16 protein-coding genes and 2 pseudogenes are annotated in these 15,555 nt (G+C 71.1%); 12 read left to right on the forward strand and 6 right to left on the reverse strand.

From position 1 onward, the window contains the following. The first annotated feature begins 65 nt into the window (after window positions 1-65). A complete protein-coding gene (locus tag ACWIGU_RS40175) occupies window positions 66-1,532 on the forward strand; it encodes a PucR family transcriptional regulator (protein ID WP_454406775.1) in 1,467 nt (488 codons plus the stop codon). A 9-nt stretch (window positions 1,533-1,541) separates the two neighbouring features. Here the strand turns inward: ACWIGU_RS40175 and ACWIGU_RS40180 are convergent, their stop codons facing one another. Continuing rightward, the gene (locus ACWIGU_RS40180; RefSeq protein ID WP_454406776.1) at window positions 1,542-2,933 is read right to left on the reverse strand and encodes an NAD(P)/FAD-dependent oxidoreductase; all 1,392 of its coding nucleotides are present in this window, start codon (window positions 2,931-2,933) and stop codon (window positions 1,542-1,544) included. Window positions 2,934-3,071: 138 nt separating this feature from the next. Then, window positions 3,072-3,458 carry a VOC family protein gene (locus ACWIGU_RS40185; protein ID WP_454406778.1) on the reverse strand — a complete coding sequence of 129 codons (387 nt, stop codon included), beginning with the start codon at window positions 3,456-3,458 and terminating at the stop codon, window positions 3,072-3,074. Between the two features lie 80 nt (window positions 3,459-3,538). Here ACWIGU_RS40185 and ACWIGU_RS40190 point away from each other — a divergent pair, with 80 nt between their 5' ends. Next, the gene (locus ACWIGU_RS40190; RefSeq protein WP_454406780.1) at window positions 3,539-4,090 is read left to right on the forward strand and encodes a GNAT family N-acetyltransferase; all 552 of its coding nucleotides are present in this window, start codon (window positions 3,539-3,541) and stop codon (window positions 4,088-4,090) included. Between the two features lie 19 nt (window positions 4,091-4,109). On the opposite strand, the gene ACWIGU_RS40195 is transcribed toward ACWIGU_RS40190, so the two are convergent. Continuing rightward, on the reverse strand, window positions 4,110-4,793 hold the full coding sequence (locus ACWIGU_RS40195) for a glycerophosphodiester phosphodiesterase (RefSeq protein WP_454406782.1): 684 nt from the start codon (window positions 4,791-4,793) through the stop codon (window positions 4,110-4,112). 290 nt (window positions 4,794-5,083) lie between these two features. Next, window positions 5,084-5,668 carry a PadR family transcriptional regulator gene (locus ACWIGU_RS40200; RefSeq protein WP_454406783.1) on the reverse strand — a complete coding sequence of 195 codons (585 nt, stop codon included), beginning with the start codon at window positions 5,666-5,668 and terminating at the stop codon, window positions 5,084-5,086. 153 nt (window positions 5,669-5,821) lie between these two features. On the opposite strand from ACWIGU_RS40200, the pseudogene ACWIGU_RS40205 reads away from it, so the two are divergent. The 7 genes and pseudogenes from ACWIGU_RS40205 (at window position 5,822) to ACWIGU_RS40235 (ending at window position 12,744) form a co-directional block, all read left to right on the forward strand. Beyond that, window positions 5,822-6,959: pseudogene (locus ACWIGU_RS40205) on the forward strand (LLM class flavin-dependent oxidoreductase). A 71-nt stretch (window positions 6,960-7,030) separates the two neighbouring features. Next, window positions 7,031-7,975, forward strand: coding sequence for an alpha/beta hydrolase (locus ACWIGU_RS40210; protein WP_454406793.1), 945 nt, complete (start codon window positions 7,031-7,033; stop codon window positions 7,973-7,975). Window positions 7,976-8,057: 82 nt separating this feature from the next. Next, a complete protein-coding gene (locus tag ACWIGU_RS40215) occupies window positions 8,058-9,476 on the forward strand; it encodes a DUF6421 family protein (RefSeq protein ID WP_454406784.1) in 1,419 nt (472 codons plus the stop codon). Between the two features lie 26 nt (window positions 9,477-9,502). Beyond that, window positions 9,503-10,261 carry an SDR family NAD(P)-dependent oxidoreductase gene (locus ACWIGU_RS40220; RefSeq protein WP_454406794.1) on the forward strand — a complete coding sequence of 253 codons (759 nt, stop codon included), beginning with the start codon at window positions 9,503-9,505 and terminating at the stop codon, window positions 10,259-10,261. Further along, entirely contained in the window at window positions 10,258-11,328 is a 1,071-nt protein-coding gene (locus ACWIGU_RS40225) for a threonine aldolase family protein (protein ID WP_454406795.1), read from the forward strand. Before ACWIGU_RS40220 ends, ACWIGU_RS40225 begins: the two co-directional genes overlap by 4 nt. Window positions 11,329-11,429: 101 nt before the next feature. Further along, the gene (locus tag ACWIGU_RS40230; RefSeq protein WP_454406785.1) at window positions 11,430-12,023 is read left to right on the forward strand and encodes a transglutaminase-like domain-containing protein; all 594 of its coding nucleotides are present in this window, start codon (window positions 11,430-11,432) and stop codon (window positions 12,021-12,023) included. 34 nt (window positions 12,024-12,057) lie between these two features. Beyond that, a complete protein-coding gene (locus ACWIGU_RS40235; RefSeq protein WP_454406786.1) occupies window positions 12,058-12,744 on the forward strand; it encodes a B3/B4 domain-containing protein in 687 nt (228 codons plus the stop codon). A gap of 40 nt (window positions 12,745-12,784) precedes the next feature. On the opposite strand, the gene ACWIGU_RS40240 is transcribed toward ACWIGU_RS40235, so the two are convergent. Beyond that, window positions 12,785-13,513, reverse strand: a complete 729-nt coding sequence (locus tag ACWIGU_RS40240; protein ID WP_454406787.1) for a lysophospholipid acyltransferase family protein — start codon at window positions 13,511-13,513, stop codon at window positions 12,785-12,787. Window positions 13,514-13,688: 175 nt separating this feature from the next. Beyond that, a complete protein-coding gene (locus ACWIGU_RS40245) occupies window positions 13,689-14,105 on the reverse strand; it encodes a DUF4395 domain-containing protein (RefSeq protein WP_454406788.1) in 417 nt (138 codons plus the stop codon). Between the two features lie 76 nt (window positions 14,106-14,181). Between ACWIGU_RS40245 and ACWIGU_RS40250 the strand changes: the two genes are divergently transcribed. The 3 genes and pseudogenes from ACWIGU_RS40250 to ACWIGU_RS40260 all read left to right on the forward strand — a co-directional run. Next, window positions 14,182-14,589: a TlpA family protein disulfide reductase gene (locus ACWIGU_RS40250; RefSeq protein WP_454406789.1), complete on the forward strand. Its 408-nt coding sequence runs from the start codon at window positions 14,182-14,184 to the stop codon at window positions 14,587-14,589. A gap of 210 nt (window positions 14,590-14,799) precedes the next feature. After that, window positions 14,800-15,306, forward strand: a complete 507-nt coding sequence (locus tag ACWIGU_RS40255; protein WP_454406790.1) for a flavin reductase family protein — start codon at window positions 14,800-14,802, stop codon at window positions 15,304-15,306. Window positions 15,307-15,474: 168 nt separating this feature from the next. Further along, a pseudogene (locus ACWIGU_RS40260) lies at window positions 15,475-15,555 on the forward strand (electron transfer flavoprotein subunit beta); the annotation flags it as partial.

The raw sequence follows: 15,555 nt of genomic DNA on the forward strand, positions 1-15,555 counted from the left end.
GCGCCCGCCAATAGGCTGCGAGCCCACACCTTGGCGCCACGCTGTGCCTCCAGCACAATGGCAGCATGCCGCGCCTCGTCGACCTGCTCAGCGCACCCGGCCTCGACACGCTCCGCCCGCTCGCGGGCCCGCTCGACGCCACCGAGGTCACCGGCATCCGCCTCGAACCCCGCGCCGACGGGCTCGCGGCCGTCCCCGCGGGAACGGTCGCGGTGCTCCTCGCACCCGTTCCGGACCACCTCCTCGACGTGGCCGTACGGGACGCCGCGGCGGCCGGCGCCGCGGCACTCGTGCTTCCGGGCGGCGAGCAGGTGACGGGTGACATCGCCGTACACGCCCTCGCGGAGCGCGGCCGGATAGCCGTCCTGACCACGGACGGAGACCTCGCGGCCCTGGTCGTGGCCGTCGACCGCGCCGTCGCGGGGGACTCGGCCGACGCCCTCGCCCGGATCGAGGCCGCCGCCCGCGAACTGCCCTCCGCCGCGGGAGACCCGGAACGGGCCGCCGCGATCGCCGCCCGCCTGCTCGGCACACCCGTCGAGCGCCGCGCCCCCGGCCCCGGCGAGGAGGGCGCATCGGCCGCCGGACCCGACGGCGAGGTGCGCCTCGCCGCGGCCGCACAGCCCGGTCACCCGGGCACCGCCATCCGCTCCGTCCTGGCGCTGGCCGCGCTCACGGCGGCCGGCGGCGGACACGGCGACGTCCCCGTGCGCTCCCGCGGCCACCTCCTCGCCGAACTCCTCGTCGCCCCGCAGGACCAGACCGCCCGCCTGGCCGCCCGCGGCCGGACCATCGGCCTCCCCGTCGACGGCCGCCACATCGCCCTGCGCATCGAGGCCGCGGCGCTGCCCGCCGCGGACCGCTACCGGCTCCTCGACACCGTCCTGCCCAGGACACTCACCGACGTACGGCAGCACGCCGACGGCCACGTCCCCGACGGCGTCCACTGGAACGCCGCCCTCGTCGACGACGCCCTCCTCCTGCTCGGCACCTGGCCCACCGACCCCGGCGCCCCGGGCCGCCGCACCGCGCTCGCCCTGGCCCGCCGCGCCGTCGACCGGCTGCGCCGACTGCACCCCGAGGCGGACCTGCGCGGCGGCGTCGGCGCCCCGCACCGCGGTCCCCTGGGCATCCGCACTTCGGCCCGCGAGGCCAGGGCCGCCCTCCTCAAGCCCGCCACCGCCGACACCGCCCCTGTGACCGCGCACGACGCCGCGGGCCTCGACCGCATGCTCCTGGAGTGGTACGCCTCGGACACCGCCCGCGAAGCCGTGGACGAACTCCTCGCTCCCGTGACGGAGTTGGGTCCGGACCGCGCCGACCCGCTGCTGCGCACCCTTCAGGCCTACCTCGACCACAACAACTCCCCGGGCCGCGCCGCCGAGGAGCTCCATCTGCACCGCAACGCCGTCGGCGCCCGCATCCGCCGCATCACGGACCTCACGGGCGCCGACCTCACCGATCCAGAGACCAGGCTGGCCCTCCAACTGGCCTGCCGCGCACGCCTGACGGCCCCGCCGGGCCCCGCGTAACCGCCGTCCCTAAGGGGCCTTGGGCTCAGTCGGAGCCGACGTCGAACGGCCCTCGACATGCGCCGTCACCATCGCGTGCACTTCCTCCGGCGTCAGATACGCGTCCGTCTTCTCGAAGTCCTTCAGCGTCGCGGGCCGCTCCGCCTGGAACCCCGTACGCACGAAGTCGTCGCCGGCGACGGCATTGAGCCCCCAGTTCGCCGCCGTGCGGAACCGGGCCGTCACGGTGCGCAGCGCCCCCAAGTGGTAGGCGCGGGCGACGAACTGGGCGGGCAGCCCGGTCAGCTGCACGCCCAACGGCTTGGACACCGCCTGAATGCCGCCCAGGTCCACCACGAGCCCCAGGTCCTTGTGCCGGTACGGCATCAGCGGCCGTCCGCGCAGCGCGGCCGCCACGTTCTTCGCGGCCGCCCAGCCCTGCCGCATGGCGTGCTGGGCGGTCGGCGGGCAGATCGCGTCGGCGCCCTTCTCCAGGTCCGGCACGGCGGCCGCGTCACCGAGCGCGAACACACCGTCGAGCCCCGGAACCGTCAGATGCGGCTCCACGACGAGCCGGCCCCGGTTCGTCTCCGCGCTGAGCGTCGCGATCAGCGGGCTCGGGGCGACACCCGCCGTCCAGATCAGCGTGCGGCACGGCAGTACACGGCCGTCCGTGAGCGTCACCGTGTCCTCGGTCGCCTTCGCCACGGACACCCCGAGCGACACGTGCAGCCCGCGCCGCTCCACGATCGACAAGGCCTTCTCGCCGAGCCGGTCGCCGAGCTCGGGCATCAACTTGGGGGCGATGTCGACGAGATGCCACTTGATCTGCGCCGGGTCGAGCCCCTGAAGGCGCTTGGCGGCGGCGGTGGTCAGGCGCTGCAGATAGGCGGCCGTCTCCGTACCGGCGTACCCGCCGCCCACCACCACGAACTGCAGCCGCGACTCCCGCTCGGCGGGGTCGGTGCCGGCCGCGGCCAGGTCGAGCTGGGAGATGACGTGGTCGCGGATCCAGGCCGCCTCCGCCAGCGTCTTCACGCCGACCGCGTACTGGTCCACACCGGGGATGTCGAACTGCCGCGTGACGCTGCCCGGCGTCAGGACGAGGTAGTCGTAGCGCTCCACCACCGTCTCGCCGTTGATCTTCCGTACGACGACGGCCTTCGCCTCGGGGTCCACCCCCACCGCGCCGCCCGGCACGATGCCGGTGTGCCGCAGCATGCGGCGCAGCGGCACCGCGACCGACTGCGGAGTGAGCACGCCCGAGGCGACTTGGGGGAGCAGGGGCAGGTACAGCTGATGGTCGAACGGACTGACCAGCCTCAGCTGCGCCTCGCCCGGCTTGAGGATCTTCTCCAGCTTGTGCGCGCATTCCATGCCGGCGAATCCACCGCCGACGATCAGGATCCGAGGAGCTGCCATGTGATGTCTCTCCAGGGTCGGGCCCATCCGGACGCGAAGGGGCCGGTCTGCGACCATCCCGCCCATACTCTTCCGCGCGCCGGTGGCGCGCACGCTGAACGGGGCCTTCCGCTCGCGTGTACCCCGGAACCCGCTCCCTCAAGGCCGGTAGCGCAACGGATGCTCCTCGGGGACCTCGGTGATCACGATGCGCACGCCGTCCGGGTCCGAGATCCACATCTCGATCAGCCCCCACGGCTCCTTGACCGGCGGCCGGAGCACCTCGACGCCGCGCGCCGCCAGCTCCTCGTGCGCGGCCGCCGCGTCCGCGACCTGGAGCCACAGCTGGAGCCCGGGCGACGGTGGCGTCTCCGAGCGGCCGGACACCTCCAGGAAACCGCCCCCGAGGAAGTAGACGGTCCCGCGCTCGGGCCCCGTCCCGAACTCCCGGTACACGGCGAGACCGAGCGCCCCACCGTAGAAAGCCCGCGACCGCTCGGGATCGGTGGGGCGAAGAAGCGTCCTGCTGCTCAGTACGTGAACCATGCGAACGCAGCGTAGAGGCTCGGCGTTAGGCTCGACGGCGCCCGCGCCGACAGCCTGTGCACGAGATCGGAGACCGTCCCATGTCCATCGCTCCCCGCCCCACGACGGGCGACCTCACCTTCCGGGACGCCACCGACGCCGATGTCGACGTGCTCGTCGCGCTGATCGAGTCGGCGTACCGCGGGGACTCCAGCCGCACCGGCTGGACGACGGAGGCGGACATCCTGGAGGGGCAGCGCACCGACCCGCAGGGCGTCGTCGACGTCATCAAGTCGCCGGACAGCCGGTTGCTCACGGTCGAGCGCGACGGCGCGGTCGTCGCCTGCTGCCAGCTGGAGCACCGCGGGGAGCACGCGTACTTCGGCATGTTCGCCGTGAGCCCTGCCCTCCAGGGCGCGGGGCTCGGCAAGGTGATCATCGCGGAGGCGGAGCGCACCGCCCGCGAGGCCTGGGGCGTGCGCGAGATGCACATGACGGTGATCTCCGTACGCGAGGACCTCATCGCCTGGTACGAGCGCCGGGGCTACCGCCGTACGGGAGAGATGACCCCCTTCCCGTACGGCGACGAGCGCTTCGGCATCCCGCAGCGGGACGACCTCCAGTTCGAGCTGCTGGTCAAGCTCCTCGGCTGACGCGGGCCTCTCGGCCGGCTCAGGCCGTGAAGCGGCCGGTCCGTTTGATCTCCGGGTAGTCGGTCGTCGCGCCGTCCAGGCCGAGCGCCCGCACCAGGCGCAGATCGTCCTGCGTGTTGACGACCCAGCCGATGATCCGCAGGTCCGCCTTGCGGGCCCGCTCGACGATCTCCTGCGTCAGACGCCGGATGTTGAGGACGAGGGACGTGGCGCCGACGGCGGTGGCGCGGTCCACCACGTCGGTGCCGTAGCGGCTGGCCACCAGCGCCGTACGGACGCCCGGCACCAGCCGGGCGATCTCGGCGACGGCCTCGTCGTGGAACGAGATCACCTCGACGCGGCTCACCAGATCACGGCGCAGCATGACCTCGGCGAGGGCGCGTGCCGCGGCGACGTCCTTGATCTCGGCCTGGAGCGGCTTGGAGACGGCGTCGAGCACCTCCTCGAAGACCGGCACCCGTTCGCCGCGCCCCGCGTCCAGGGCGCGCAGCTCGGCGAGGGTCTTGTCGGCGATGGGGCCCCGGCCGTCCGTCGTGCGGTCGACGTCGGCGTCGTGCATGACGACGAGGGCGCCGTCCTTGCTCAGATGCAGATCGAGTTCGATGAGGTCGAGGCCCGCGTGCTGCGCGGCGACGAAGGACCGGAGGGTGTTCTCGGGTTCGACACCCATCACTCCGCGATGCCCGATGGTGAGGAAGTTCAAGATCGTCTCGCTTCCGTCGACGGCGGCTCGGCATCCGCGCGAGGTCGTGGACGGGGTCGCCCGCGCGGCACGGCCGAAGCCTAACGGCCCGTCTCCACGATGGGACCGGTCCGACGCGAGGGAGTGGAGTGGTCCGCTCTGGTTGCGGTGATTCCTAGGACCAGTCCGGTGATGACGGCTGCGACCAGAACGGCGCGGATGCTCACGCTCAGGGCTCCAGACGGGCGGAGGGACAGAGAAGGGCGGGGACCGGTCCGTCCTACCGCCTCGGAAGCCTGCCGCGGGAAGTGTCACCCGTGGGTGGGCGAGTTCCCCGGCGGTTGACCGGGGACCGCGTCCAGGTCGTCCAGCATGGCCTCGGCCAGCTCGACTTCTGCCGCGAGCCGCCGCTCGCTCCAGCGCAGCGCGATCTGCGGATGGGCCCACGCCTCCACCCCGTCGGCCCGCTCGAGCGCGTCCCGGACCTCCTTCAGCTCGCCCTTCGTGCGCGCCACGTGGTCCGTCACCAGGCCACGCAGGTGCTCCGGCGCGGCGAGGTGCCCGAGCCACACGCGCAGCAGTACGGGGTGCTTGAGCACGGGCGCGCCGAGGTAATGCCCGCCCCCGGCCCACACCGCGAGCGCCCCGCGTCCCTCCTCGGTGATCGCGTACGTTCGTTTGGCCCGCGGCTCCTCGGCCCCGGAGCGCAGCGAGGTGACGTAGCCCAGTGATTCGAGGCGGCGCAGTTCGGCGTAGATCTGGCTGATGGCGGGCGACCAGTAGAAGAACCGCAGGGAGGCGTCGGCCCACTTCTTCAGCTCGTATCCGGTTCGTTCCCCGGGGAAGGACAGCAGCCCGAGGACGGCCCAGGCGGTCGGTGGTAGGTCGTCAGCCATGCGCCGCATTGAAGTGACCGGAACCGGTCACCGCAAGACCCCGGAGCCTTTGTCGCCGGCGAATGCCGTCGCCGGTCTTGCTCCCTGAAGACCTGACGGTTAGTCATATACCTAACCGGAACAGTGCGTGTGGCTCAACTCCCTGGAGGCAACGTGAAGTTCTCCGTCATCTTCGAGGCACAGCTCGCCGATCCCACCGTCGAACACGAACACCAGGTCATCCACGACTGCGTCGATCAGGCGGTCCTCGCGGAGGAGATGGGCTTCGACCGCATCTGGGCCGTCGAGCATCACTCCCTCAAGTGGTACGCGCACATGTCGGCCCCCGAGATCTTCCTGACCTGGGTCGCCGCCCGCACCAGCACCATCCGGATCGGGCACGGCGTCGTCTGCATGCCCTTCAACTTCAACCATCCCGTGCGGGTCGCCGAGCGGGCCGCCATGCTCGACCTGCTCTCCGGTGGCCGCCTCGACCTCGGGGCCGGCCGGGGCGGCACCCAGCAGGAGACCTCCCTGTGCGGTGTCGACAAGGACCGCACGACGCAGGAGGTCGAGGAGGCACTGCGGATCATCGGGAGGGCCTGGGAGAAGGACGAGCTGGAGCACCACGGGGAGCTCCTCGACATCGACCCGCACCCCGTCCTGCCGCGCCCGAAGCAGGAGCCTCACCCGCCCCTCTTCCTCGCGTGCAGCCGCACGGAGACGCTCACCCAGGCGGCCGAACTCGGCATCGGCGCCCTGGTGATGGGCTTCGCGGGCCCCGAGTCGATCGCCGGCATGCGGCGCGCCTACGACGACGCGATCGCCGCCCGCACCCCCGACCGCTTCGTGTCCGGCGTCGTCAACGACCACTTCTCCGTCCTGTGCCCGACCATCGTCCTGGACGACCAGGAGACGGCCCGGAACATCGGCATCCGCGGCCAGCGGTTCTTCGCGCAGTCCATCGGGCACTGGTACGGCGGCGCGGGCGTCCCCGACGAGGCCGTGGTGGAAGGCGCCGACGAGGCGGCCGACCTGCGCAGGGCCGCCGAACAGGTCGTGGCCCGCCTCCACGAACACCAGATCCCGGTACGTCCCACCGCGACGGCCACCTTCAACGCCGACCGCCTACGGCACCGCCGACGACGCCATCGCCTACGTCGAGCGCCTGCGCGACGCGGGCGCCGACGAGATCATGTGCCTCGTCCAGATGGGCACCGTCCCCCAGGAGGCCTGCCTGGAGACGCTGCGGCAGTGGGGCGAGAAGGTCATCCCGCACTTCCGCGCCCAAGAGCAGGCGGTGTCCGCATGAGCCCCGCATCCGAGGACCGCCTCGCATCCGAGGACCGCCTCGCACCCGACGTCCGCGCCCTGGTCGACGCGATGACCGCGTTCTTCCCCGACCTCGGCGGCGCCGTCACCGACGCGGCCGAGGCCCGCCGCATCCTGGCCGCGGCTCCCGCGTCACCGTTCCCGCCCCCGGTCGTCGGCTCGGTCGAGGACCGCGACATCCCCGGCCCCACCGGAGCGCCCCGGATCCCCGTACGGATCTACCGCCCGGACCCCGACGAGGCCCCGGGCCCGCGCCCCACCGTCGTCTTCCTCCACGGGGGAGGGTGGGCGATCTGCGGCCTGGACAGCCATGACTCCACCGCCCGCGGGCTGTGCCGCGAGGCGGGGGCCGTGGTCGTCTCCGTCGACTACCGGCTTGCCCCCGAGTCGCCGTTCCCGGCCGCCGTCGACGACGCGTACGCGGCGCTGTGCTGGACGGCCGATCACCACGCCGCCTTGGGTGGCGACGCAGGCGCCCTCGTCGTGGCTGGGGACAGCGCGGGCGGGAACCTCGCGGCTGTCGTCTGCCTCCTGGCCCGGGACCGGAGCGGCCCGCGCATCGCGCTCCAGGCCCTCGTCTACCCGGCCACCGACGCGCATCGGTCGACGGAGTCGTTCGCGCGGAACGCCGACCGCTACTTCCTGACGGCCGCGCACTGCCGCTGGTTCGCCGAGCAGTACCTCGGCCCGGACGGCGACCGGTCCCACCCGCACGTCTCTCCGCTCCTCGCCGACCTTGCCTCGCTGCCGCCCGCCCACATCGTGACCGCGGGCTGTGACCCGCTGTGCGACGAGGGCCTCGCCTACGCGAAGGCCCTGCGCGCGGTGGGCGTCGAGGTCACGGAGAGCCACTTCCCGGGGATGTTCCACGGCTTCTTCGGTTTCCCCGAGCTGCTCGACGATGCCCGTACTGCCGTGGCGGATGTGGCGAAGGCCATCGCTTCAACCGTGTCAGGCAGGAAAAACGACGGTGAACCAGGGGGTCACGCAGGATAACTTCCGCCCGACCCCTCTTGTGGTGGAGAACCTCGCCCGCTTACGGTGTCTGTACGCGAGGTTCTCCCGTGGAGGATGGGTAATGACGGAAATTCTTGTGCAGTCGGGCGTGGAGGGGAAGGTTCCTCCGGAGAAGGTCGGGGGAAGCCCCGAAAGCAGGGTGGTCGAACACCCGGCGTGGCCCGTGCTCAAGGCCGCCGTGGAGGAGATCCGTCCCTGGCAGCAGAAGGACGGCTCCATCGACTTCGCCGCCGACGGCGCCCCGTCCAAGGCCGTGGCGGAGCTGACGCTCGACCGCGCGATATCCGCCGTCGAGCAGCTCTCCCCGCTGCTCCCGCACGACGCCGCGTACCACGCGGCGCTCGCCGCCGACCTGCGGCGCTGGGCGGAAGACGGCTTCCAGGTCCCCGACTTCCTCGACTCGCTGCTGGCCTTCCACCCCGCCGCGCACCGCGAGGACGGACTGCAGCACCTGGTCGTCTTCCCGATGTACACGCAGAACGGCAACCCGGACCGCAATCTGGAGGCCGTCGTCCTGCGCATGGTGTGGCCCGAGTGGCTCGCCGAGCTTGAGGCGACGCGCTACGACAACCCGCTGTTCTGCGGGATCACGTTCGAGGACTTCACAGCCGGCTACGACACCCACTCGGCCGTGCTCTTCCCGGAGACCATCGCCGTGCGCGAGGCTCCCGAGCGCTTCTCCTGGGGCGGCATCTTCTGCGACCGCGAGGCGGCCCGCTTCCGTGCCGTCACCGAGGCGTCCGTCGGCATCCTCGGGCTCGAGCTGCCCGACGACATCCGCGAGATGATCTCGGACCAGGACCGCTGCCAGCAGGCGTTCGTCCTGTGGGACATGGTGCACGACCGCACCCACAGCCACGGCGACCTGCCCTTCGACCCGTTCATGATCAAGCAGCGCCAGCCGTTCTGGATGTACGGCCTCGAAGAGCTCCGCTGCGACCTCACCGCCTTCAAGGAGGCCGTGAAGCTGGAGTCCGAGGGCAACGCGCACGGCCGCGACGTCCAGTACGCCGTCCTCTTCGACCGGATGTTCCGCTTCCCGGTCAGCGGTGACCGCAACCGCAACTACGACGGACTCGGCGGCCAGCTTCTCTTCGCGTACCTGCACAAGCACGACGTGCTGCGCTGGACCGACAACAAGCTCCAGATCGACTGGGAGCGCGCCCCGCAGGTCACCAACCAGCTGTGCGCCGAGATCGAGAAGCTGTACCGCGACGGCATCGACCGCCCGAAGCTGGTGCACTGGTTCGCCGCGTACGACCTGGTGTCCCAGTACCTCTCCCCGCACCCCGGCTCGCGCTGGGCCAAGGGTCCCGACGCCCTCGACCTGAGCCTGCCGCCGCGCAAGCTCGTCGACGACGTGCTTCCGGACGAGTTTCCGCTCAGCATGTTCTATGAGGCACTGTCCAAGAAGCTGAAGAACGTGATCGCCTCCACCAAGGGGATCACCGCTGCGGGCGCCGAGCAGGCCGCCGCGTGAGCGCTCGCGACGAGGAGGCGACGGCCATGGCCGAAGGCAACGGGAACAGCGCGCTGGACGGAGCGGTCATCGCGGTCGCGGGCGCGGCCGGACCCGCGGGCCGCGCCACCCTGCTGCGCCTCGCCGAGGCGGGCGCCACGGTCGTCGGCGCGGACGCGGACGCGGCACGCCTCGCGGAGGCTGTGGACGCGGCACGCTACGCGCACGGGGGCGCCACCGTCATCGGCGACACCGTCGACCTGCTCGACCTGCATGCGACCCGGGACTGGGCGGACCACATCGAGAAGGACTTCGGCCGGGTCGACGGCCTCGTCCATCTCGTCGGCGGCTGGCGCGGCAGCGCGACCTTCGCCGAGACCGATCTCGCGGACTGGGACCTCCTCGAAAAGCTCCTGATCCGCACGGTCCAGCACACTTCCCTCGCGTTCCAGGACGCCCTCCAGCGCAGCGACCGCGGACGCTTCCTGCTGATCAGCGCCGCGGGCGCCAGCAAGCCGACCGCGGGCAACGCGGCGTACGCGGCCTCCAAGGCCGCCGCCGAGGCCTGGACGCTGGCCCTCGGCGACGCCTTCCGCAAGGCGGGGGGTGACGCGGGCCCGCAGCAGGCGGCTGCGATCCTGGTGGTGAAGGCGCTGGTGCACGACGCGATGCGCGCCGAGCGACCCAACGCGAAGTTCGCGGGCTTCACGGACGTCACGGACCTGGCCGATGCCATCGCCGGCGTCTGGGACCGGCCCGCCCATGAGTTGAACGGGACCCGTCTGTGGCTGACCGAGAAGCCGTGAATCCGCCGAAGACCGACGCCCGCAGGCACCACGACCCGGACGTCCGCGGCTTCGCGAGCGACAACTACGCGGGCGCGCACCCGGAGGTCCTCGCGGCCCTCGCCCTCGCCAACGGCGGTCACCAGATCGCGTACGGCGAGGACGACTACACGGCGAACCTCCAGCAGATCATCCGCGCCCACTTCGGCCCCACGGCCGAGGCGTTCCCGGTCTTCAACGGCACCGGTGCCAACGTCGTCGCGCTCCAGGCGGTCACCGACCGCTGGGGCGCGGTGATCTGCGCCGAGTCCGCGCACATCAACGTGGACGAGGGCGGGGCCCCGGAGCGCATGGGCGGCCTCAAGCTGCTCACCGTGCCGACCCCGGACGGCAAGCTCACGCCCGAGCTCATCGACCGGCAGGCCTTCGGCTGGGACGACGAGCACCGCGCGATGCCGCAGGTCGTCTCGATCACGCAGAACACGGAGCTGGGCACGCTCTACACGCCCGACGAGATCCGCGCTATCTGCGACCACGCGCACGAGCGCGGCATGAAGGTGCACCTCGACGGCTCCCGCATAGCCAACGCGGCCGCGTCGCTCGACGTGCCGATGCGCACGTTCACGAACGCGGTCGGCGTCGACATCCTGTCGCTCGGCGGCACGAAGAACGGCGCTCTGTTCGGCGAGGCCGTCGTCGTCCTCAATCAGGACGCCGTCAGCCACATGAAGCATCTGCGCAAGCTCTCGATGCAGCTCGCCTCCAAGATGCGTTTCGTGTCGGTGCAGTTGGAGGCCCTCCTCGCCAAGGACCTGTGGCTGCGCAACGCGCGGCACGCCAACGAGATGGCCCAGCGCCTGGCCGAGGGCGTCCGCGCCGTGCACGGCGTCGAGATCCTCTACCCGGTGCAGGCCAACGCGGTCTTCGCGCGGCTGCCGCACGATGTCAGCGAGCGCCTCCAGAAGCGCTTCCGGTTCTACTTCTGGGACGAGGCGGCCGGCGACGTCCGCTGGATGTGCGCGTTCGACACCCGTGAGGAGGACGTCGACAGGTTCGTCGCCGCCCTCAAGGAGGAAATGGCCCGCTAGCGCTCTCCCCCGCGCGTGGCCGTATCGATGTGCTGTATAGATATGCGATCGACCGTAAAGCTATTGACGTGCGGTCGGTCGCATTTCTATGCTCCCGGTCCATGCAGCTGATCCAGAAGAACCCTGACCTGTCTGCCTACTTGGCGGCCGACGAGGTCATCGACCATCATCACCCGCTCGTACGGAAGACGGCCGAGCGCCTCGCCGCGCAGGCCGCCGATTCATATTCATACGCCCGGGCCGCCTACGAGTTCGTGCGGGACACCATCCCGCACTCCGCCGACAGCGGGGACCTCCGCGTCACCTGGCGCGCCTCGGACGTCCTGGAGCAGGGCACGGGTATCTGCCACGCCAAATCCCACGCGCTGGCCGCGCTCCTGCGTGCCGAGGACATCCCCGCCGCGCTCTGCTACCAGCGGCTCACGCATGACGCCGGGACCGGGTACGTGCTGCACGGCATGGTCGCCGTGCGCTTCCATGGGGCCTGGCACCGGCAGGACTGCCGCGGGAACAAGTCCGGGGTCGACGCCCAGTTCTCCCTCGACGGTGAGCGGCTGGCCTTCATTGCGGATACGGAGTCCAGTGAGGTGGACTATCCAGTACTCTTCGATGTACCGGACCCGGCCGTTCTGCGCGCCCTGCGCGACGCCCCCGACCGGCCCTACTTGTGGGAACACCTCCCCGACGCACTCTGAAACAGCAAGCGCACCCCGAAGAGCAAGGCGGACGATGACCCTCCACCTCACCGTGTCCGACGCGGTACGGACCCTCGCGCCCGAGTTCCGGCACGTCGCCATCGAGGCGTACGGGCTGGTCAACAGCCCCAGCAGTGAAGGGACTTCAGCCCTTCTCGACGATGCCGCACGCCGCCTCGCCGCGCGTCTCGACGGACGCGCCCCGCACGAGGACCCGCACATGGCGGCCTGGCGCGCCGCCTACACGGCCTTCGGCTCCAAACCCTCCCGCACCCGCAACTCGGCCGAAGCACTGGCCAAGAGGGCCCTCGCGGACGGCGGACTGCCGCGGATCAACACGCTGGTCGACGTCTACAACGCGATCAGCGTGGCCCATCTGATCCCGGTCGGCGGCGAGGACCTGGACCACATCAAGGGCGGCATGCGCCTCGCCAGGGCCACCGGCGAAGAGGGCTTCGCCACCGTGGCCGGGGGAGCGGACGTCGTGGAACACCCCGACGCGGGCGAGGTCGTCTGGTGTGACGACGACGGCGTGACCTGCCGCCGCTGGAACTGGCGCCAGGGCACCCGTACGCGCCTGACCGAGGAGTCGGTGAACGCGCTCTTCCTGCTGGAGGCGATGGGGCCGCACTGCGACGTGGTGGCGGCCGGCACCGAACTCGCCGAACTCCTGGAGAAGTTCAGCCCCGGCGCGCGGATCACCGTCCACGCACCGGAGTAGACGCACCGCGGTGGGCCCGCGGCACGTCTGCAGTACCGATTCAGCTCGCCTCGGCGGCCTTCACCTCTGCCGCGGTGGGCGCGGTGCCGCCGAGGTGCGCGGGCATCCACCAGGTGTCGTCCGGACCCTTCGGGCGTACGGGGTACGCGCGCTGTGCCGCTTCGAGGAGCTCCTGCACGCGCTCGCGCAGCCGCCGGGTGATCGCACCGGCGTACTGGTCGCGCGGGGCCTCCATCGGCTCGCCCACCCGGATCGTGACCGGGATGTGCTGGCGCTTGAAGTTCTTCGGGTGACCCTTCGTCCACAGGCGCTGGGTGCCCCACAGTGCCATCGGGATGAGCGGCACACCGGCCTCCTGGGCCAGGCGCGCGGCGCCCGACTTGAAGCTCTTCAGCGTGAACGACTGCGAGATCGTCGCCTCGGGGAACACCCCGATGACCTCACCGGAGCGCAGCGAGTCGAGGGCGTGCGCATACGCGTCCTCGCCCTGCTTCCGGTCCACGGGGATGTGCTTCATGCTGCGCATCAGCGGACCGGAGATCCTGTGCCGGAACACCGACTCCTTCGCCATGAAGCGCACCAGGCGCTTCTGCGGCAGCGCTGCGAGACCGTCGAAAATGAAGTCCAGGTAGCTGATGTGATTGCTGACCAGGACCGCGCCGCCGGAGCGCGGAATGTTCTCCGCGCCCTTGACGTCGATCTTCAGATCGAGCGCCTTGAACATCGTGCGGGCCGCGCCGATGACCGGACGGTAGACGAGCTCTGCCATGGAGGGGGAGGACCCTTCATCTCTGCCTGGGGAGGGGGCTCCCGGCGGGAAGTTACGCAGCCGTAGGTTTTGTGGCCTGCGCAGATCGTGCCCCATCAACGGCTGAGTAGCCAGTCCTGGTTCCGGCCGGGCGCGAGATCCTCGTCACTCCCACGCGGCCCGCGCAACCCGTTGATCAGCCAAATCGTGCCGCGCCACGCCGCAGGAGCAGGTACATCTCGCACCCCAGGCAGTAGCCGAACACCGAGTTGAGGAACGCCGCCGCCAGCGCGCAGGCCGTCGCCCCGAGCCCGAGCCAGCCCGGCCCCCACACCAGACCCACCAGACCCACCGCCGCAAAAACGAACCCGACGAACTGCGCGAACCGCGGCGGCTGCGGAGCCTCGAACTCCGTGGGCGGCCCGAGCCGCGGCCGCACCACCGTCCGGAACAGCCACGCATAGGGAGAACGCCCCACCCCGCCCGCCGCGCCGAGCGCGAAACACAGCGTCTGCCACGCCAGGAGCCAGGCGCTGCCCGTGACGAGCACCAGGGCCAGTACAACCGTCGTGACCGCGGCACCGAACCGCGGCCCTCTCACATCGATGTCCATGAACCCAGCATTCCGCAAAGGTGCGTCGTGCGGACCCGGGGAATCTTTGCGGTCTCGTGAATGCTGCACTGGAACGATGACCGGACTCGTGGTGTGTGTGGCCGTGCTCGCCGTGGCGAGCGCCTTCGGGCTGATGCAACGGCGGCGGAGCGGGAGGATGAAGGTGCGGCAGGGCGAAGCGGCGCTCGGAGCGGCGGAGTTGGGCGAGGAGCTGGGGGAGCGGGCCACCCTCGTGCAGTTCTCCAGCGCCTTCTGCGCCCCGTGCCGGGCCACCCGGCGCGTGCTCGGCGAAGTGGCCGAAATGGTTCCCGGCGTGGCCCATGTGGAGATCGACGCCGAGGAGCGGCTCGACCTGGTACGGGAACTCGGCGTCCTCAAGACGCCCACCGTGCTCGTCCTCGACGCGGCCGGACGCATCGTGCGCCGCGCCTCGGGTCAGGCGCGCAAGGCCGACGTCATCGCCGCGCTCGGGGAGGCGGTCTGACGGGTGGTGACTTCGTGGTGACGCTTCTCCCAGATGGCGGGACGCACTTGACTGCACGCACCACCTATCGTCAGCCTGACTGTATGTCGACGGAACTCCTTCTTTTCGAGCGTGTCCATGTGGACCTCGCCCGCTGCGCGAGCGCGCGCTGTCCCGGCTCCTGAGCAGCCACGGACCCCGCTCGCACCCCTCCGGCAGAAGGACAACTCCATGACGGCCACGCCCGATCTCCGCACCGCCACGACCGCATCGCCCGACCTGCTGCGCTCGGTCTTCCGCCGGCACGCGGCCGGAGTCGCCGTGATCACCGCCCGGGGCGCCGCCCCCGTCGGCTTCACCGCCACCTCCCTGACGTCCGTGTCGGCCGAGCCCCCCGTCATCTCGTTCGGTATCGGCCTGGGCGCCTCCAGTTGGCCCGTCGTCTCCGAGGCCGAACACATCGGCGTGCACATACTCGGCGAGCATCAGCAGGATCTGGCCGCCACGTTCGCGAAGAGCGGAGCCGACCGCTTCGGGGACCCCACGCGCTGGTACGAGGGCCCGGAGGGCGTGCCCGTACTCGAAGATGTCCTGGCCTGGCTGGTGTGCCGGGTGATCGCACGCGTGCCCGCCGGTGACCACCGCATCGTGCTCGCCGAGGTCGTCGCCGGAGACCCCGCGGGGACCGGCCGGCCGCTCGTCTACCACCAGGGCCGCTTCAGCGGTCTGCGCGACTAGGATCACAGTTCAAAGCGCTTGCTTAGCGGGCGAATCCTGGGTGTACTGACGAGTAATATTTCGTTCGGGGCGCGGGCCGCCCCGACCGGGAGAGTCCGCTTCGGACGCCTATGCTGCCTGCAGGGAGCAAGGCCGCCCAGTAAAGACGATTGCAGTAGGAGAGCCGGCGTGAGCTTGAGGATCGTTGTCACCGTGAAGTATGTGCCGGATGCGACGGGGGACCGGCATTTCGCTGAGGACCTGACGGTG

Source organism: Streptomyces sp. NPDC055400 (genome assembly GCF_053644375.1).